The following is a 19,323-nucleotide window of genomic DNA, read 5'->3' on the forward strand; positions in this document are numbered from 1 at the left end:
GTGGACAGATAGGCAACCTCAGTCTTCTGAACGGAATCGTTCCGCCAGGCAGCCGGAATGGCGCCAGCTATCTTTTTCATCTCTATTCTTGTTTTGATCAGGATATCTGCGTAGAATCCGAATTCCCTGTCAAGTGCTGATGCGATAACATTTCCGATGTTTTCCGCTTTCCCGCCTGCTGCGAAAATCACATTGCCGGAATTGATGTAAGTCGAGACGTCCGCACAGCCGAGGGACTCGAACATGGACTTGAGCCTGGCCATTTCCACGCGCTTCGTCTTCCCGACATTGATTCCCCGGAACAGAGCCACGAACCCGGTAAGCTTCTGTCCGCCTTTATGCATAGTGAGCAAATGCTTTTACGACTCTCTTGCTGCTGTCGAAGTGAAAAACCTCAGCTGCGGATTGCCCGGCATCGTTACTGTAATGGATCGTCACGCTATCAACACCTGTAAAAACCCTGATCAGTTCAAAATGCAGAGCAGGCCTCAAAGCAAGGGCCTTTGACCAATACGGTCCGATGGCTTTCCTGCCCTTCAGCGTTCCAGACGGCTCACCGGCTATGCTGATGATTTTCGGCGATGACATTTCAAAATCATCCGCATAATGAGATAAGATCTGTTCCAAGTCGTGGCTGTTCCAGGCCCTGATCCATTCCTCGGCAAAAGATTCCGCAAAATTCTTATCCATATCTGAAATTCCAGGATGAACTCTGATCAGACCGCGAGAGTGTCTTCATGCTTTAATGATAGTCTGCAGTGAAGGAATAATCAAAAGAATCGGACCGAAGTCTGTACCCTTCTCCCTTTCTGCACCTTAGGTCTGAGTTAGGTCTCATTCAGGTGTTATCAATGTACTGTCTGAAAACAGGCAAAAAACGAGCATTTCAGGCATCCCCTGGCATCAGTTTTCTGTTGAAGTCCGGGCGTAGCGCATCTCAGCTCATTTTTCTATTCCTCAGTATTCCGGTCTCACCCGAAAAGGTGATTGACGATGTCCGGAATCGGAATAAAATTAAGGCGTAGAGTGAAAAAAGACTTGATGATACCTTAACGAAAAAGGAATTTTCTGAATGAGTGGTATTTTCTTTACTTCAGATAGAGAATCCTGCTCCGCAGCACGTCAGTTAAAACCAGAATGTGTCATTGAAATTAGCGATCAATGCCTGATTGTAGGAGTTCCGTTTTTCTTCAAGCAATGGGGTGGAACAAATAAGAAAAAGCAGGAAGGCTGCTGGAGGGGAAGGTTTGGAAACAGAGGCCAGTGGTGGCTGGGAAAATAAATATGAAAAAGACAAATCCGCATAGCTCATGGCGGGGTTGATTAATCCCAGGCCTGCAGAAGGAGAAGACAGATGAGTAAGGCGTCCCCGAATCCTCCAAAAATCATTGAGACAGAATGGATTGAGAAAAGTCGCAAAGTAAAGCACCGTCCCCACTCGTCAAATGATGCCGATCACAGTGCTGTTAATATACGCGAGCCCGGATAGATTCAACGCCACTCTGCCTTTTTTGATTGAAGAATCCTCATCCAGAATGCTCTCGATTTTTTCCTCTCCCTCATAGTCAAAGTCACCTGACAATTCGATTATCTTCACAGTTCGGTAATCGTTCACTTTTACTTCACGGATTTCGATCTTCATATAAAAATCCCCGCTACATTTGAATTAAGCAAAGAGAATGCCAATCGTGAAACCCGCAGTTGACACTTTTTCATCTTTGCTGTGCATTGCGTTTTGCATAATGAAATAGTGTGATGCAAGAGTTTTCTGAAGATCAGGAAATCTTGAAAGCCTGATGTAAAACGTTCAATTCAACGGTTTCAGCGCAACACCTATTTCACAGGCCTTCTTGCAGATTTCTTCCTCGGTTCTGCCGAGCTTCATTTTCATCTCATGAGTCGGGGTGTTCTGCTTGATAAGTTCTTTGAGCAGCGAGACTTCTTTTTTGGTCCAGGAATCGATTGAATTTTTATTCAATTCCGACATCGCGCCGCCTTTTTCTTTTTTTTATTATTGTACTCGAAAAGTCTCGTGAAGTCAAGGGTTGCGCAGTTTCTTTCGCAAAAAGGAAACACGACTCTCAAAACTATCCCTTCATTAGTTTCAAAAAAAAGTTGACACGTCAATTCATATGATGTATATACATCATATGAGAATATTAAAACAGTTCCCTTTTCTCGTCCTGTTTGCTCTCGGGGTGATCTGGGGTACGAATTTTCTTTTCATGAAAATCGTCGTCTCTGTCATCAGCCCTCTGCAAGTGGTATGGCTTCGTGTGCTGTCAGGAGGCCTTCCCATCTTCGTGTATGCACTCGTGATGAAAGTTTTAAGCTGGAAAGATTGCCGCAGAGCGCATCATTTCGGGGCAATGGCTTTACTGGCTAATGTTCTGCCTTATTATTTCTACGTTAAAGGAACACAGCTCCTTGCTTCCGGAATTGCCGGAGTCATCAGCGGGACTACTCCCTTAATGACAGCACTTCTGGTCGTTCTGATCCTTCCGGCGGAAAAGCTGAACCTACAGAAGGGGTTTGGTATTTTTATAGGCTTGATTGGAGTTCTTCTGGTAGCAGATCTCAAATCCGCTTTCTCGTTCGGCAAAAGCGGGGAATTGGTGGGAGTTTGTTTCATGTTAATGGGTTCTATCAGTTATGCATTTGCAATACTTTATGCCAAAAAAGTCGTGGCTCCTCTTAAAATGAGCTCTTTGCAGCTTGCTTCATATCAGGCGCTGTTCGCTTCCCTTCTACTGATACCAGTTACACCAACACAAGGAATGGGAGCCATTTTGGAAAATTCGAAGGCTCTTTTGGCATTGGTTCTCGGACTCGGACTGACAGGAACCGGACTTGCTTTTGTGATGTACTATTTCATCATCGACAAACTCGGGGCCATCACAGCATCTTCGGTTTATTACATTCCGCCTGTTATCGCTCTTCTCTTTGGTGCCTTGTTCAGGAGCGAGACTGTTACTTTTCTACAAATTCTTGGTACAATCATAATCATCACAGGAATTTACTTTGCTCGTGATGAAGGTAAGCATGCGGTCAAAACATAAAATCGAATCTGGCGGTACGCCGCTGCAGAAGATACAATGTGCCTGCACTAATCTCAAAATGGCCGCTCGCGTGGTAGGCAGAGCCTATGACAAAGCCCTGGCTGTCGCTGGTTTGAATTCAACTCAATACGCCATTCTGATCAATGTATCCAGATATCAGCCTATACCTCAAATGAGGCTCACTGAGCATCTTGATTTGGAAAGAACGACTCTTTACCGGGCGGTGGATATCCTGGAGAAGAAAGGGTATCTCAAGACGACCCCTACCGGTGAAGGGATGGCCAAAGTCATAGAACTGTCGCCCCAGGGAGAAGATATCACCGCCAGGGCAATGCACGAATGGGAAACTCTCCAACAGTCTTTTATCAGCTCCTTTGGAGCTGATAAATGGGCTGAGTTCACAGAAATGCTCGAAGCTATCCGCCAACATTTCAGGAAATGAAATTCTGAGGTATGCTGAATAAAATGGACACCCACTTCCTGGTAAAATAAGAGTGGATCTGAACCGGGGCTATACATTTGACGAAATTCATTGAGACAGAATGAATTGAGAAAAGTCACAAAGTAAAGCAGCGTCCCCACTCACGAGAGGAGGACATCAGAAAATGGGCGGAAAAACATCTTCTGTCCTTATAAATCAAGTGTCAGCTTCACAACTGCCGGAATGCCCCATTCCCGGATATACATTGCGCTGCGCAGTTTCCGCAGACATCCCATTTATCGTGGAAATGGACAGGCTGCATTTCAAACCTGAACTGGATCGTAATTATCCCGGACAGTGGAGTCAGGAAAAATCACGGGAGCTGATTGCAGAAAACCTGAATTCCGCCAGAATCGTTGAATTTGCAGGCCAAAGCGTCGGTTGTTATTATTGGTGGAAAGACGGAGAAACAGCTGTGCTCAGTTCGATTCAAATCAGGGAGAACCATCGTTTCAAGGGAATCGGCACCTGGCTGATGAATTGTTTTGAGGCTGAAGTGAAAGAACAGAAAATGGCCGGAACAGGCTTGGCAGTTTATCTGGATAACAGCGCCATTGCTTTTTATGAAAAGCTTGGTTATAAAATAACCGGAAATGACGGTCCTTATGCAATTCTGATGGAAAAGGACATCGGTATAGATTACCGGGGGACTAACGGGGACGGTGCTTGGCTTTGTGACTTTAGGGTTCGCTGAATGCGAAGGAAAATGCATAGGGGAAATTTGGAAATTTGAACCGGGTCTATCCATTCGAGAAAACCGGTTAAACCGCCGGATGGAGTGAGAAAAGTAAAAAAGCACCCACTGAGTTCGAAATTACAGACCAGGATTGACTTCATGAAAAAAAGACCCGGGATTTTTTTCATCATATTCGCAGGGATCGCATTGCTTTGCGGGATTGCAGTTTTTCTGGAATACAGATCCCTTTTCAGAATCCCCAGAACACGCCTGGATCTGGAAAAGTATTATCCTGAAATGCCTCCTGACGATAAGCACCATTATCTGACATTGCCCATCGATCATAAGGATAAAAGCAAAGGACAGTTTAAGAATTATTATATTCTGAGCCCGAACTTTCAGAAGGGCGGTAATGTCATCTTTTTTTTAACTGACGGGCAAATGGAGCTGGTGGATACCAGGCCGGACTTCCAGTATTTCGAAAGCCTTCTGCCAGGTCTTTCCTATGTCCTGATAGGAGTGCGAGGCCAGTCTCCCGCGTTTTTCCCCGAGGTCTATCGAAATGACGGCAGCATAAACTTCAAAGAAGCAATGAACCTTTTTGATTCCGATCAGCAGGTGGAAGATATCGAAGCCGTGCGCCAGGATTTATTGAGACAGGGGTTGATTTCAGCAGATGGGAAAATCATGCTGCTGGGCGCATCCGGGGCCGGAGTACTTGCCCAGCAGTATTTATCCAGATACGGGCAGCATGTTTCAAAAACTGTTTTGGAAGTCACAGGAGCTCCTGACCTTTCATTGGTTAACAATCTGCATTACAGCCGTGATCTTGCGGATCTGGATCAATCTGTTTCAGGAGAGTTTGAATTGGCGGTCAAGAACAAAAAAGCTTATCCGCCGGAATTTTCATATCTGCTGTATAATCTTGCCAGAACGCATGTCGAAGGCCCCAAACGGCAATTGGAACTTCTTCAAAAGCTGAACTCCGGAAAAAAATTCGATTACTGGAAAATCTGGCTCAACCCACAATGCAATTTTATGCTCGCTTCATTTCTGTTATCGATTCCGGCTGAAGTGTCGGTCAAAGTAAGATGGTTTGAATTGACCGGCATGGATTTGGACAAGTATCTCAAATCCGGTAAAAAGCCCGTAAATCTGCTGTATGAATTCTCATCTGCGATTCTGCAGGATTTTCTGGCAGCCAGTCAATCCGGTGAAATAGCTGTCAAGAATTTTGAAATCCAGCGTTCCGCCTATAGCGGAGAGGTTTTGATCATTTCCGGGAGCGAGGATGTCGTCTTTTCGCCGGAAATTGGAAAGATTCTTGCAAAGGAGTATAAAATTTCGAAACTTGCCTTACTGAAAGACGGGCATCGAATGCTTCAGCATCAGGATTATTTAAAGCAATTGAGGACTGCATTTTATACGGCAGGATTTAATTCCCAGGAGTTCAGAGTCCTGTTTGACGATCCACAACAGCTCAACAGGGAATGAAAAATTAAAAACCGGTCAAAACGCCAGACAGATTTAGAAGGTCAAAAAGTCAAGCACCGTCCCTGTTGATTCACAAAAAACTAGCAGCTGTTGTTTTGAATTCAAGTATTGAATGCACGCAAGAAGGAGATGTTTTCAGATACTTCAGCACGGGAATTTCTTTCATTAACCAGGAACATCGAGATTTCATGAAAAAAATAGGTTTTCAATAAAGCGAGATAAAAAGATAATGAAAAACTTCGTCTCCATCGATTTTGAAACCGGGAATCCCCAACGGGTCAGCGCCTGCGCTCTGGGATGGGCGGTTGTTTCTAATGGCCGGATCGTTGAAACCGGATGTGAACTGAATCCTATTTTGCTTCTTTTTGTTTCATTCTGAGACTGCACTAGCTCAGTTTGAGAATATTTCAATTCTGACGCGCTTGAAATCCCGCTGAAATCAGGAGAAAACCGGCCACTGATTCCTGGCATGGGAATTGTTAAAGCATTTCCATGATCAAGGAAAATGATGCCCAATTGCCCTGCAGTGAAGAAAAATACTCCATCCTTCTTGGAGAAATTGCTGTTCTTTTAGAACAGGCCAGGAGGTCTGCAGCCAGATCTGTCAACAGCATTCTGACCGCCACTTACTGGGAAATCGGGCGCAATATTGTGGAATTTGAGCAGGGCGGTAAAGAACGGGCAGTATATGGAGAGGCTTTGCTGTTGATGCTGTCCCGTGATCTGAGTGCAAGATACGGGCGGGGATTTTCTCGTTCTAATCTCCAGCAGATGCGCTTGTTTTACCATGGCTGGAGAATATGCCAGACAGCGTCTGGCATATTTGAAGCCCGGGCGACTTATTCTGGCACAGCAAGGAAATCAGAGAACGCTAAAGTCGAGAAGAAATATGAGAAATCTACAGTATCTCCCGTACTGTTCCCACTCACCTGGTCGCATTATGTGAGGCTGATGTCAGTGGAATGTTCTCCGGCCAGAGCTTTCTATGAGAACGAGGCAATCAGAGGCGGCTGGTCGGTGCGGCAGCTTGACCGTCAGATCAGCACTCAGTTCTTCGAACGCACGACCATCTCAAAACGGCGGCATGTAATGCTTAGGCGAGGTCAACAGGCTAAATCTGAAGACTCTGTGTCAGTGGAAGACGAAGTGCGCAACCCATATCTGCTTGAATTTCTCAATCTTAAGGATGAGTATGGCGAATCATCGCTGGAAGAGGCACTTGTCCGTCATCTGGAATGGTTTCTACTCGAACTGGGACCAGGGTTCACATTCGTGGCCAGACAGAAGCGAATCCGCGTCGGCACAGTGTGGTATCGGATCGACCTTCTGCTGTACCACAGAGTCTTGCGCTGCCTCGTGATCATTGATCTGAAAAGGGGCGCATTTTCCCATGCCGACGCAGGACAGATGAATCTATACCTGAATTTTGTCAAGGAGCATCTGACACTGCCTGGAGAAAATGACCCGATCGGCATCATACTCTGCAGCGAGCGAGACAACACAGTTGTTAAATACGCCACAGGAGGCATCAAGGCCAGTGTCTTTGCCTCGAAATACCTGACCTCGCTGCCGGACGCAGAAACATTGCGTCATGAAATTGTCACGGCGCAGGCGGTGATTCAATTAAGGCGAAAGGAGAGCAAATGACGAGAAAAATTAGGGGCAGGTCTTGAAAATTAGCGTTCCGTTGAATAAACAATGCCAGACCCGCACTTTGCACATCAAACTGCCAGGTTGGAAGACAGGCCGGAAATGTGTAGAATAAAAGAACTGGATTAATGAAATGATAAAGATGGTGTCTGACCGACCGGATCTATTCAAAACAATAAGGAGATTTCACGAAATGGACATCCCGCGGATATTCAACATCACTGAAAGCGCTCACCGTATCCACAACCCGATCACACCTGATAAGCTCGCCGCTCTCGGTGCTGCGCTGCGTCTTGAGTCAGGGACCAGTGTGCTCGACCTCGGCAGCGGTTCCGGGGAAATGCTGTGCACCTGGGCGCGCGATCACGGAATCGTCGGAACCGGCGTCGATATGAGCCCGCTGTTCACCGGGCAGGCGAAACTCCGTGCAGTGGAACTCGGCGTCGCCGATCAAGTCAGGTTCATCCATGGCGATGCTGCAGGCTATGTCTCAGACGAGCTGGTCGGTGTGGCTGCCTGTGTCGGTGCCACCTGGATCGGCGGCGGTGTCGCCGGCACTATCGAGCTTCTGTCGAAGAGCCTGCGCAGCGGAGGGATCATCCTCATCGGAGAGCCCTACTGGCGGTTGCCTCCGACCGAGGAAGTCGCCAGAGGATGTCAGGTCCACGCAATCTCCGACTTTCTCACGCTTCCGGAACTTCTCGCGTCTTTCGGCCGCCTTGGCTGTGACGTCGTTGAAATGATGATTGCTGACCAGGACGGCTGGGACAGATACGAGGCGGCCAAATGGCTCACCATGCGGCGATGGCTTGAAGCCAATCCCGGCGACGAGTTCGCAAAAGAGGTTCGAGCCCAACTGACCTCGGAACCCGGGCGCTACGCCGCTTACACCCGTGAATACCTGGGCTGGGGTGTGTTCGCGCTGATGCCGCGGTGATGCAATGGAGCATCCGGCTGGAGAACGGGGGAAATCCGGAGAAAATGCAGTTAAAATTATTGAAGCAATTTCACCATCTCGTCAACCTTGCCCTCTTCAGGAACGCCCTTGCCGCGGCAGTCATTCCTGAATAAATCCAGAGCAGTTCTGCCGCGGTTGTCTTTCAGCCGCGGATCTGCTCCTGCATTCCTCAAACATCTCAACATCTCCAATGAGCGATCCATCAGTTGAACATCCCGGCTTTCGCTGCCTCCCTGCCATCTGCTGGCGAAAAATACCACCAGATAATGCAATGGTGTCCAGCCTGCAATGCCGGCGTGATTGACGTCCGCACCATCTGCGATCAGCTTTTCAGCCTGTTTCACTCTGTCGGCCTTGTCACAGAATTTCACTGCCTCCATCAGCGGCGTAATACCGCTGTAATTGGTAGAATCAGGCAAGAATCCTGCTCTGACAAGCATATCTATGTATTCGGAATTGCATCTCATCAGTGGAGAGGATTTGTAAATTGTGCCGTCTTTCATTGGCCTGCCCTTATCGTCTGCCATGAGTTCCGGCATACCTATCTCCAGAAGATAGCGCACCAGGTCTTCGTGTCCCCCTTCACTAACCGCATCTGCCATGATTATGACAACATTTTCCTTCAGGTTATAGCCCTTTTGTTCCATCATTCTGGCGACTTCCGGACTGGGGCATGCCCACAGCAGATCGCGACCTTCATTATCTGTGATTTTGATCCCTTCCTGATTCAGGCATTTATTGACCAGAGCGATTTTCCTTTCATTGGACAGTCCCTTTTCACGATTGAGAAAATTCAGAACAGAAGAAAGAGACAGATCCTTCTTCACAGCTGTCTCATCACCTTTCTGAATCGACACCTTGCAGCATGATTGCAGGAATTCCCGGCAATCAGCCTCAGGGTGCATTTCCAGCACATTCTGCCCTCCAGTGTTCAAAGCATCCGGATCGGCTCCATGGCTGAGCAGGAGTTTCAAACCCTCCGGTTTTAGATTTTTGTTGAACAGGGGCGTGTTTCCCTGGTCATCTCTGGCGTTGACGTCAGCCCCTGCTTCGATCAGGGCTGATATTGCGCCGGGATCAGTGACTGTGTGAAGCGGTGTTTCGTTTCTCTGCCCGCCGCGCTGATTAGGATCAAGCCCGTATTCCAGCATCAGGCGCACGAAATCACCGTTCCCTGCACAATGCATCAATGTGTATCCCTGCTTCCCTGCCAGACCTGATCCCATTTCCCCGGTATCCATGTGAGGATAGAGATTCGAGGCTGAAATATCCTCAGCCTGGACCGGCATTCTTACCTTCGGGTTTGCACCATGTTCAAGCATGATGCGGGCTTCTGCCGTCGAAGATGTGTAATTGAACAGGATCGGAATGCCGCATGTGTCGGAAATGTTGGGAGAAATTCCCTGATCAAGCAGAAGTTTCAGCAGAGCAGGATCAGCCGTCGGCTGAGAGATCGATTGATCACCGTGCCAGTCGGGAAGCTCCCAGCCGCAACCCTCGCTGATCAGAAGCCTGGCCACTTCCATCGACTTGGTCCTCAGCAGCGGATGCTGATCCCATGAAAAAATAGATATTTCATCTGAACCGAAATTGAATTGAACAGGCATCCTGAAAACAGCCCCGTTCCTGATCAGCACCTGAGCCACGTCCATCCTGGCCGTATAATCGAGCGGCCTGAAACTGCCCGTATTATAGCTTCTGAACCCGTCCGGTGAGAACCCTCTGTCGATCAGATACTGGGCCACTTCCGGGCTTTTGACGAAGCAGAGGGGGGACAACTTGTCGGTTTTCCTGTTCCAGGATTCCAGTTTAAGCTGTGCCGCAAGCTCTGCGCCAAGGATCGCAGGTACCATTTCGGGGTGCAGTTTGACTGCGCCCTTTCTCAGCAGGAGGCTGAGCAGCTCTTCGTCCTGGCTGTCATTCAGCAGGCTGTAAAGGTCAGGATCGCTCTCCTTGCTGAAATCCCGGGCCGGGAACTCTGCTCTGCCCAGCAGATGCTTCAGGATGGCAGGCCTTCTGGTTTTACACCCTGTGCAGAATGCAGCCAGGATTTCTCCACTGTCAAGACTGGCTGCACTGTCGATGCTGCCGAGCAATGCGGCTTCGCCGGACTCGGTAACAGTGGCTATCTGTTCGGCCAGTGAGGTCTCCCGGGTCTGTTCTACAGCAGCTGGGCTTATAGTGAAATTCACTGCTTCCTCGGCATGAATTCCGGCTGAAAAGAGAAGCCAGCAAAAAAACAGGGAGAGGAATACCGATCCTTTGGGAATTTGAACCGGGTCTATACATTTGACAAAACCGGTTAACCCCTCGGATGGATTGAGAAAAGTCAAAAAGCCGAACACCTGTCCCTCCTGTCTTAGAATTTGCGGGAATGATCAGTGCCGCCTATGTCATGGTAGCACACTGTTACAATCGCCTGGCAGAGAACCATGAGCAGGATGGAAAAATAGGTTTTTACGAAGAAAATGATGTAAGCCGTAATCTGCTTTGCAAAGGGGATGAATTCACTGGTCTTGTCAAGCGCATCCGAAAACAGGCTGTAAACGTCATAGAAAAGGCTTGTGTATGAAAGCATGGCAACAATAAGTGCAGTCATGGCGAAAAAGGCCGTCGCCTGAATGATGAGAGAAAATCTGAAATGCAGGGCCTGCTTCCCCTTAACCCTGCTATATGCATGGAATAAAACATGCAGTGAACAGTTTCCAGGGCAAAGAACGGCAGCATAATTAACATGATGTTCCTTATCTGAGGCGCCAAACCCGCCTCGGCAAAAGTCGTCTGCCTATCCATGACTGAAGGATTATAGCCCAGGACAAGTTTCAGGAGTATGTAGGCTGTTGCTGTGATAAGGCAGGCAACCATGTAATCGTTCAAGGATGATAACACGAGCCGCCATGCGCGGTTCACCGTTACCAATGCTCTGCGCCAGTAATCTTTTGGAAAATGCACAGGTTTGCCTGACAGGCTGTTCTCAGATGCAATTTTTTCAGCGCTGAATTCGCTGCCGCAATAAGGGCAGAAATTGAATCCGTCCGCTACCGTCCTCTGGCACGCTTGGCATCTAATCACGATTCCTCCCGGCAGGCTGGAAACTAGCGAAAACTCCGTGAAAGTTCCTTATTAGCAAAACTTTGAACAGAACATCTGCCATTCGTCGATGGGAAAAAGCTGCATCCAGCCATGAACATGGACTTCGACATGTTTAAATTATGGCGGAGCGGTCATTAAAATGCAAGCTGGATAGATTGGTGTCTGGGAAATCAAGGGGAAAACTGAACCGGGTCTATACATTTGACAAAACCAGTTAAAACATCGGATTGGGTTGAGAAAAGTCACAAAGTAAAGCACCGTTCCCTTTCGGTCACCAACTATGCTGCACTCTTTGACATGAATCCGGAAGGAGGCGGTTGACCCGCCTCTTTCAGATGTAATCAGCTGTATGATGCTTTGATCGCTAAGGGCGATGCTGATAAATGGTTTCTATTCTATCACCGGGATGTTGGGGATTCTATCTGCCACAAGGATCTTTATCGCAGCCTGTTTTGCAGGTTGCATATACAGCTCGTCGCTCAGGTAGAAATTCCGGAAATCATCCAGGGGTTTCCTGTTTCCGCTATGCCATGCTTCGATCACCCAGCCAGCGAATGAATTGCCTTCCTGCTGAATTCCACTCAACCCAGACTGGAATTGTTCTGCTGAGATCTGCTGATTCTGGAGTCGGTCCATGAGCTGGTTGAAGCGGTCGGCCATACCGATCAGTTTTGCAGCATGCTCATATTGGGATCGAGAAAGATCCACTGAACTATAGAGTTCTTTCAATTCCACAGGTAAGTATTCAACCGTGAGATTCATGGATATTTCTGCGCTTCCTACCCATGTCCGGGTGGGCTCGACAAATCCTTTCACTTTCCAAAAATAGATCCAGCCGCTGGTTTCAGTATGCATGATCTGCCCGCTATGGTAAGTCTGTCCCTGAATCGATGAAACACCGTTTTCAGGCACAAAAAAACACCAGGCCATATCGGCAATATAGTCGGGCTTGATATTCACAGTGACAGTCATCCCTGCCCAAGCAGCATTGAACACAGCAACCAGCATCAGCATCAGAAAAAGTCCTCTAGTCCGCATTTTTCCTCCATTAAGATTTTTCAGGCTTTCAACCCTGAATAAAGCCACACGCTAATCTTTTTTCTCACCTCCTCCGGATGTATGCCATGATTTAATTAAATGTAACCAAGTAATATCAAAATCCTGTCAAGAACATGTAAAAGGAATGTAAAATCATGCCCTGGGAGGGAATCTGAACCGTCTGAACCGTGAACCGGGTCTATACATTTGACAAAATTCATTGAGACAGAATGGATTGAGAAAAGTCACAAAGTAAAGCACCGTCCCCATTCAGTCACCCATTCAGTCAACACCTCTCCTGAAAAAATGCAGGAAAAATTTATTTCATGGGTAAAATCTCATTGAACTAAACTGGATCATCGAAATTCGCTTCTTTAACACTTTAGCATTGTCAAAATAATTTGTCGCTTCACGAGTAACCAGTGTCAAACAAAATGGTCCTCCACACCTGCGGCAAACCTGATGCGATTTCCAGCAGCTGGTAAGATGGAAATGAATCATCTTGAAAATTGCGATGATCTGAGTATAATTTAATTATAAATACATAGTATTGAGGGGGGACAGTATGAAGAATGGGCTCATCATATGTATCATCATACTCTTTATCATCCAGCCCGTAAAAGCGACTGAATACGATCCCCAGGAGATGCTCAAGATTGTCGAGACTTTATCCGACGCATCCCCCGAAGATGTTGCCTTGTGGCGCCATTATCTCAACCGCAGTAAGGCTTCTTCCGGAGATGTCAGGGAAATGATCGCTCAGGCTGCTGCCGAGTTCAAAGTGCCTGCTCAGCTGCTTGAAGCAGTGGGATACGTTGAAAACAACTGGATGCAGATCGGCCCAACAATCGACCGGGGCTGGGGTGTGATGCATCTGGTTGAAAACGATTACTGCGACACTCTGGGCGATGCCGCTGTCCTGCTTGGAGTCGCGCGGCAGGTCCTGAAAGACGATCCTCTGCAGAACATCCGCGGGGCAGCTGCGCTTCTTGCCAGTTACGCCCGCGAAATTTCGCTTGTCCCGTCCCGGCTGGAAGACTGGGTGGAACCGCTCAAAAAACTCACCGGTCTTGATGGAGCAGAACTGCAGGAGATGCAGACACGGCTTTATTACAGCGTTTTGGCAAATGGTGTAGTTGAAACCAACCTGTTCAACCAGAAAGTGGAAATCATAGCGGATACCAGGCTGAATCTCGCAGAAGTGGATAAGAAACTGACCCGTTTCAATGCTGTAAAGGGCGGATCAGACCGTGCAGCCGAATATCCCGGAGCTGTTGCCAGTTTTATTAATTGTAATTATAAAGAAGGCCGCAGTCATCAGATCGACACCTGGGTCGAGCACTGGATGGGAGAAGGAACATACGCAGGATGCATATCCTGGTTTCACAACAGCTCTGCCAAGGCCAGCACTCATTTCGCGATCCGCCACACTGACGGTGAAATTACCCAGATGGTCTCTGTTAATGACACATCCTGGAATTGCGGATCATCAGCCAGCAAAGACAACAATTCCCGCTCCATCGCAATCGAGCACGAAGCCACCCTGGCTCATCCGGAATGGTGGGGAAGTGATGCCATGCAGAAAGGCAGCGCCAAGCTCACCAGATTTTTCTGCGACAAGTATCAGATCCCGATCAAGCGCGGTTCCCCTGGCATTGAAGAGCATCAGAATATGCCAGGCTGCAGCACTGACTGCGCTGGGAACATTCCCTGGGACAAGCTGATGGCTTTGATTTCAGGTAACGATCCGAACATTGATCCTACACCAAATCCGAACCCAAACCCGAATCCTGATAATCAGACAAAAACCGGAGTGATCAAACCTACAGTCGGCGCAAACGTGCGCAAAGGACCAAGCACTAATGACGCCAAAATCACAGCTCTTTCCAAAGGTGTCAAAGTCACTGTGACAGGCAAGGTGGCAGGCACTGTTTACGGCGAAGCAGGAGACTGGTATTCAGTGGTCATTCCAGACGGCCGCAAAGGCTATATTTATGCTCCGCTCGTAGCTGTGGACTGGAAATCCCGCTGGATCGACGAAGAGGACATCACAGAAGGCCCGCCTGCAGGATAAAACCACTGCATCAATGAAATGGCAGCCCATGACAACTTGTAGACTGTAAACAATGTTTCCCAACATACAAACTTACAAACCTACTAACTTACCAACTTCTTGCATAGAACCTGCCATTACATGAAACATCGTTTACAATGTACTAGGATATAGTGATCATCCCTGACTGCCGTAAGGGATTCATTTACACCCATCAGATGGAAATCGAATAGAGATATTCACTGCGTTCCGATTTCACTGCAACACTGAAATTACCAGATTGATCAAAAATGCCTGGATGCTAGGCGCATGAACCCGCGCAAAGTGAGCTGTACATAATCGTACTGTGAGCTGCGCAGGTGAATGCAACGACGCAGACGGGCATTTTTCATCAATCTGACTTTTGACACAAATTGCCGCGGGATACTGCATTGACAGACCCGCTTTTGCGGATATGATTAAAAAAACAATAGATTCGGGGGGTATCATGAAAAAAGAACTAATAATTCTCTGCCTGTTTCTCGCAGTCGCAGCCTTCGCATTCGGAAAAAGCGACTTCCAGGTCACAATCCAGGAAAATGTGATCAACTCCATTCTGCCTCAGGTGCTTGGCCAGCAGGGCATAGCCAGCCCCTGCCTGCAGTTCTGCCAGGGCGGATCTTTTGTTTTCACCTGCCAGTACTGGTACAAGATCGTATTCTACAAATGGCGGCCTGTAGAGATTCACGGCCATGTCGGAGTCACTCCTCAGGGCGACGTAGACATCGCTCTCACCGAAGGTTATGCGACTTACATGGACGTCGACATCAGCCGCTGGCTGCCTGATCTGATGGCACAGGCTGTCTGCAACATCAACTCTTCGAACGGCAATCCCGAGTATAAGGTCGGTGCTGAATACGTCTGCAACGGCGGACTGGGCGCAGTCAGACTCAAGCTCTCCAGCAAGGTGTTTCTGGACGGCATGGAAAATGTCATACTGAAAAATATCGCTGTAGGTGACGGCTATCTGACGCTCGCTTCCACTAACAATATAGTTCCTAACAATCAGGGCGAAGTGCAGGGTTATGTCGGGATGGACATTGTCCTGGCAGCGATCAAAAAATTCGCCGGGAAGGTGGACAACGGCGACGATAATTTCAGCATCAACGACGTGGGTCTGAACCTGGGGAACGGCAATGCGGCTCTTACCTTCGACGTCAACGACAATGGTCAGGGCGTGAAATTCGTAGTCAATACAGGTATTGAGGGCCAGAATGTCAACCTGGTCAAACTGATCATCAAATCCATTTCAATCGTAGCAGGCAGTGCCGATACTGATGGCCACAAACTGCTGGAAAAAGTGGTCAAAGTCATCAATCAGAATCTGCAGAAATTCAACATCACGACAGTGAGCGGCCTGATGCAGCTTGACTACCAGGCTCAGAAGTCAATCAGCTTCAACATCGATTTCAACTGCATCATGCGTTTGAAAGTCACTCCGCAGATCGTTAATGTGAATCTGCAGGCCGGTTATGTCGGCGCTACAGCGATGGTTAATTAGGACCAGACTTAATCCCAGTTGAATTCAGTCAGGATTCTGGGACCGTCTGCAGTCAGTGCCACAGTATGCTCATAATGGGCTGAAAGCTTCCTGTCCCTGGTGACAACAGTCCAGCCGTCGGGCAGGAAGTCCACTTCCCAGCCGCCCATGTTGATCATAGGCTCTATCGCCAGGGTCATCCCCTCTTTCAGGCGTACGCCTTTTCCGGACTGCCCGTAGTTGGGCACTTCAAGACCTTCATGCAGCTGTTTCCCGACGCTGTGTCCGGTAAGATCCCGCACTACGGAAAAACCGTGCGATTCGACATAGCTCTGGATGGCATGGGAAATGTCGCCAAGGCGGTTTCCCAGAGAGAATTTATCAATGCCGAGATAGAGCGAGTTCTCTGTAATTTGGAGAAATTCCTGGACTTCCTCCGGGATATTCCCTACAGCGAAAGTGTATGCCGCATCAGCAATATAGCCTTTATTAGTCACTCCAAGATCTATCCCGACAATGTCGCCATCCCTGAGTTCACGCATGCCGGGAATCCCATGCACTACTACTTCATTCACCGAAATGCAGGCTGAAGCAGGATATGCCTTGCCTGCAGGTCCATAGCCAAGAAATGTGGGCCTGGCTCCAGAGCGGGTGATGATCTCATAGGCTTTTTTATCAAGTTCAATCGTGTGCAGTCCAGGTCGGATCATCCTGCGGATTTCAAACATGGCTTCTGACAGGATTTTTCCTGAATCCGCCATTTTTTCGATTTCTGACTTGGATTTCAGTTCAATCATCTTGAGGGTTTCCTTTGAGCCTCTTATTCTAAGATTAGAGGCTCACGGAGCACTAGCAGAACTCTAGCATCAGTACGGTGTATATCAATCATTATCAGCCTGAAAATCAAGTTTTGCAAGTGTCTCCTTTGTTTAACAGTGCTTTCAACCTGAGGATCAGATCATGCGGCCGATATGGTTTCTGGATAAAGTCCGTGAGCCCTTTACCGGCCAGCCGCTGTGTTACGTCCTGCTCGTTGAATCCGCTGGACAGGATGACTTTCACATCCGGATTTATCCTCTGCATTTCTCTGAAGGCTTCCTCGCCGTCTATATGAGGCATGGTGAGATCCATGATCACGCATGTGATTTCAGCATGTTTTTCCCGATAGATTTCCAGAGCCTTCAGGCCGTCGCAGGCAACCAGCACATTGAACCCGGCCTTTTCCAGTGTTTTTTTTACCAGATCGCGAATCGGCTCTTCGTCGTCTGCGAACAGGATTGTGCCTGTCCCTTTCCAGCTTACCTTATCTTCAGGGGCTTGGGATGTTTTATCGGCAGGAAGGTTGAGCGCAGGGAACAGGATTTTAAAGGTAGTGCCACGGCCTTCCTCACTGTAGACTTTGATCGCACCCTTATGTCCCCGGATGATACCAAGCGCGGCTGCCAGGCCCAGTCCGCGACCTGTGAATTTAGTGGTGAAAAAGGGATCAAAGAGCTTATCGATCACTTCACGTTTCATGCCGCAACCCGTATCTGAGATCTCCAGAAAGACATACTCGCCGCCTGGCAGCGCATCGTCCAGGTATGAGTCCTTAAGATATTTATCTTCGCATTCCAGGATTCCGGTGCTGACGGAAATCACTCCGCTGTTCTGGCCGATGGCTTCTGAAGCGTTGATCACGAGATTCAGAACCACCTGCCTGATCTGGGTGGCATCCCCTCGGATGGACTTCAGATTCGGAAAATAATTGTATCTCATCACTACCTTTTTGGAGATGGTGACTTCGAGCATGTGTGTCATCTCCTGCACCAGTTCAGAAAGGTCGATCACTTCGATTACGAGCCGTCCTTTCCCCGAATAGGCCAGCATCTGCTTACAGAGATCGGCAGCCCTGAAAGCTGCTTTCTCTATTTCAACCAGGGAGCCTCTGATCGGCGACACCTGCGAAATATCCGTGATTGTAACGCTAACATTACCCAGTATCACCATCAGCAGATTATTGAAATCATGGGCAATTCCACCTGCCAGCACGCCCAGGCTCTCCATTTTCTGTGCCTGCTGAATGCGCTCCAGGAGTTTCTTCTGCTGTTCCTCCATTTTCTTCCTCTCAGTGACATCGAAGATGATACCGTCGATGCAGACCGGCTCTCCACTTTCGCCGCAGACCACGCTCCCGCGTTCCAGCATCTGCCTGATCTCTCCATCCTTGCGGATCAGTCTGTACTCAATCTGGAACTGGGATTTCAAATTCACTGCTTCTCCCACTTCCTCAATCACTGATTCCCTGTCATCCGGATGAATCAGCGGGTCAATGGAACAGACCTTGCCGTGCTTCAATTCAGCAGGCGAATATCCAGTCATTTTTAACAGTTGTTCGTTAAAGAAAATCATCCCGGGTTCATCAGTGAGCGTCACCCTGTACACTATTCCTGGAAGATTTTCTGCCAGAGTCCTGTAAGCGGTCTCGCTGTTCTTGATGGCCAGTTCGGACTGCTTGCGCTCAGTGACATTGTCGAAAACCGCGATCACATCACCGTTTGACAATCTGTATACATAATTTTCATACCAGCGGGTGAATTTCTGATCATGATAATAGGAAGTCGGGTGAAATTCCGGAATCCCGGTTCTGTATACACGCTGGAAAACATCGTAAAGTCCAAGTTCGACCACTCCCGGCCTGGCTTCCCTGACATTCCTGCCGATCAGTTCGGACTTGGCCACGCCCTCGATGCGTTCACCGGCTTTGTTAAGATCCTTGAAGATGAAGTCGCATCCGTCGTGCTCGACTCTGTAGACAGCTACGCCGCTCGGCATGTTGTCAAGCAGCTCTCGATAGCGTTCTTCAATGTCCTGCAGATTTTTTTCAGAGGATGGAAAAATGGATTATTCTCCGCTCTGCTCTTCCGGAGTTTCCTCAGGTTCTTCCTGCGAATTCTTGAAGCCTTCGAGAATTATGCCGGCTGTATTGCCGTTTTTATCCTTCAGCTTGGGATCAGCCCCTTTTTCCTGCAGGAGAGCCATCACAGACTCGTAGCCCCCGGTAGCGGCAAACATCATGGCAGTGCGGTTATCTCCGTCCCCGGCATTCAGGTCTGCCTTGGATTCGATCAAAAATTTAACTGTGTCCAAAAAACCCCCGGCAGAAGCCACCATAAGGGCGGTCTCATTCTGGGCGCTTCTTGAGTTGACGTCAACTCCTTTGGAAAGAAGCAGCCTGGCTATGTCTGTCTGCCCGTTCCGGCAGGAAGAGATGAACAGGGATTTCTGATCAATATCAGCCCCTTTGTCCAGCAGCATCTCCA

Annotated in this window: 20 protein-coding genes and 1 pseudogene; 9 read left to right on the forward strand and 12 right to left on the reverse strand. The window is 48.3% G+C overall.

Annotated elements, in window-relative coordinates; translation table 11 throughout:
• Together PHW04_17420 and PHW04_17425 are read right to left on the reverse strand one after the other, a co-directional pair.
• A partial coding sequence (locus PHW04_17420) for a DUF1697 domain-containing protein (GenBank protein MDD2717672.1) occupies positions 1–344 on the reverse strand: 344 nt, incomplete at its 3' end.
• Positions 337–699, reverse strand: a complete 363-nt coding sequence (locus tag PHW04_17425) for a nuclear transport factor 2 family protein (protein MDD2717673.1) — start codon at positions 697–699, stop codon at positions 337–339. The genes PHW04_17420 and PHW04_17425, both read right to left, overlap by 8 nt.
• Positions 700–1,117: 418 nt before the next feature.
• On the opposite strand from PHW04_17425, the pseudogene PHW04_17430 reads away from it, so the two are divergent.
• Positions 1,118–1,323 (forward strand): annotated as a pseudogene (locus PHW04_17430) (DUF5131 family protein).
• Positions 1,324–1,441: 118 nt separating this feature from the next.
• Here PHW04_17430 and PHW04_17435 read toward each other — a convergent pair.
• Complete coding sequence (locus tag PHW04_17435; GenBank protein MDD2717674.1) at positions 1,442–1,642, reverse strand: hypothetical protein; 201 nt, start codon at positions 1,640–1,642, stop codon at positions 1,442–1,444.
• Positions 1,643–1,807: 165 nt separating this feature from the next.
• A complete protein-coding gene (locus tag PHW04_17440; protein ID MDD2717675.1) occupies positions 1,808–1,987 on the reverse strand; it encodes a hypothetical protein in 180 nt (59 codons plus the stop codon).
• A gap of 163 nt (positions 1,988–2,150) precedes the next feature.
• Here PHW04_17440 and PHW04_17445 point away from each other — a divergent pair, with 163 nt between their 5' ends.
• The 4 genes from PHW04_17445 (at position 2,151) to PHW04_17460 (ending at position 5,710) form a co-directional block, all read left to right on the forward strand.
• Positions 2,151–3,059, forward strand: a complete 909-nt coding sequence (locus tag PHW04_17445) for a DMT family transporter (protein ID MDD2717676.1) — start codon at positions 2,151–2,153, stop codon at positions 3,057–3,059.
• Positions 3,043–3,501, forward strand: coding sequence for a MarR family winged helix-turn-helix transcriptional regulator (locus tag PHW04_17450; GenBank protein ID MDD2717677.1), 459 nt, complete (start codon positions 3,043–3,045; stop codon positions 3,499–3,501). The genes PHW04_17445 and PHW04_17450 overlap by 17 nt, the downstream gene beginning before the upstream one ends.
• Before the next feature lie 163 nt (positions 3,502–3,664).
• Positions 3,665–4,234 carry a GNAT family N-acetyltransferase gene (locus PHW04_17455; GenBank protein MDD2717678.1) on the forward strand — a complete coding sequence of 190 codons (570 nt, stop codon included), beginning with the start codon at positions 3,665–3,667 and terminating at the stop codon, positions 4,232–4,234.
• A 141-nt stretch (positions 4,235–4,375) separates the two neighbouring features.
• Positions 4,376–5,710 (forward strand): hypothetical protein, encoded by a 1,335-nt coding sequence (locus tag PHW04_17460; protein ID MDD2717679.1) that lies wholly within the window; start codon positions 4,376–4,378, stop codon positions 5,708–5,710.
• 186 nt (positions 5,711–5,896) lie between these two features.
• Here PHW04_17460 and PHW04_17465 read toward each other — a convergent pair whose 3' ends face one another.
• Entirely contained in the window at positions 5,897–6,226 is a 330-nt protein-coding gene (locus PHW04_17465) for a hypothetical protein (protein MDD2717680.1), read from the reverse strand.
• Here PHW04_17465 and PHW04_17470 point away from each other — a divergent pair.
• Together PHW04_17470 and PHW04_17475 are read left to right on the forward strand one after the other, a co-directional pair.
• Complete coding sequence (locus PHW04_17470; GenBank protein ID MDD2717681.1) at positions 6,203–7,357, forward strand: PDDEXK nuclease domain-containing protein; 1,155 nt, start codon at positions 6,203–6,205, stop codon at positions 7,355–7,357. The two genes, PHW04_17465 and PHW04_17470, sit on opposite strands and share 24 nt — an antisense overlap.
• A 196-nt stretch (positions 7,358–7,553) precedes the next feature.
• Positions 7,554–8,297: a class I SAM-dependent methyltransferase gene (locus PHW04_17475; protein ID MDD2717682.1), complete on the forward strand. Its 744-nt coding sequence runs from the start codon at positions 7,554–7,556 to the stop codon at positions 8,295–8,297.
• 56 nt (positions 8,298–8,353) lie between these two features.
• On the opposite strand, the gene PHW04_17480 is transcribed toward PHW04_17475, so the two are convergent.
• The 4 genes from PHW04_17480 to PHW04_17495 all read right to left on the reverse strand — a co-directional run bounded on the left by PHW04_17480 (position 8,354) and on the right by PHW04_17495 (position 12,449).
• Positions 8,354–10,663, reverse strand: a complete 2,310-nt coding sequence (locus PHW04_17480) for an ankyrin repeat domain-containing protein (GenBank protein MDD2717683.1) — start codon at positions 10,661–10,663, stop codon at positions 8,354–8,356.
• 14 nt (positions 10,664–10,677) lie between these two features.
• A complete protein-coding gene (locus tag PHW04_17485) occupies positions 10,678–10,917 on the reverse strand; it encodes a hypothetical protein (protein ID MDD2717684.1) in 240 nt (79 codons plus the stop codon).
• On the reverse strand, positions 10,914–11,390 hold the full coding sequence (locus PHW04_17490) for a zinc ribbon domain-containing protein (GenBank protein ID MDD2717685.1): 477 nt from the start codon (positions 11,388–11,390) through the stop codon (positions 10,914–10,916). The genes PHW04_17485 and PHW04_17490 overlap by 4 nt, the downstream gene beginning before the upstream one ends.
• Positions 11,391–11,801: 411 nt before the next feature.
• The gene (locus tag PHW04_17495) at positions 11,802–12,449 is read right to left on the reverse strand and encodes a hypothetical protein (GenBank protein MDD2717686.1); all 648 of its coding nucleotides are present in this window, start codon (positions 12,447–12,449) and stop codon (positions 11,802–11,804) included.
• A gap of 565 nt (positions 12,450–13,014) precedes the next feature.
• Here PHW04_17495 and PHW04_17500 point away from each other — a divergent pair.
• Positions 13,015–14,523: an N-acetylmuramoyl-L-alanine amidase gene (locus PHW04_17500; GenBank protein MDD2717687.1), complete on the forward strand. Its 1,509-nt coding sequence runs from the start codon at positions 13,015–13,017 to the stop codon at positions 14,521–14,523.
• A gap of 466 nt (positions 14,524–14,989) precedes the next feature.
• Positions 14,990–16,042, forward strand: a complete 1,053-nt coding sequence (locus PHW04_17505; protein ID MDD2717688.1) for a hypothetical protein — start codon at positions 14,990–14,992, stop codon at positions 16,040–16,042.
• An 8-nt stretch (positions 16,043–16,050) separates the two neighbouring features.
• Here PHW04_17505 and map read toward each other — a convergent pair whose 3' ends face one another.
• From map to PHW04_17520, 3 genes are all read right to left on the reverse strand, one after another.
• Positions 16,051–16,818: a type I methionyl aminopeptidase gene (gene map, locus PHW04_17510; protein ID MDD2717689.1), complete on the reverse strand. Its 768-nt coding sequence runs from the start codon at positions 16,816–16,818 to the stop codon at positions 16,051–16,053.
• 106 nt (positions 16,819–16,924) lie between these two features.
• Entirely contained in the window at positions 16,925–18,868 is a 1,944-nt protein-coding gene (locus PHW04_17515) for a response regulator (protein MDD2717690.1), read from the reverse strand.
• Between the two features lie 36 nt (positions 18,869–18,904).
• On the reverse strand, positions 18,905–19,323 hold a 419-nt coding region (locus tag PHW04_17520), incomplete at its 5' end, for an ankyrin repeat domain-containing protein (GenBank protein MDD2717691.1).

This window comes from Candidatus Wallbacteria bacterium (assembly GCA_028687545.1).
In the GTDB taxonomy this organism is placed as follows: Bacteria; Muiribacteriota; JAQTZZ01; order JAQTZZ01; family JAQTZZ01; genus JAQTZZ01.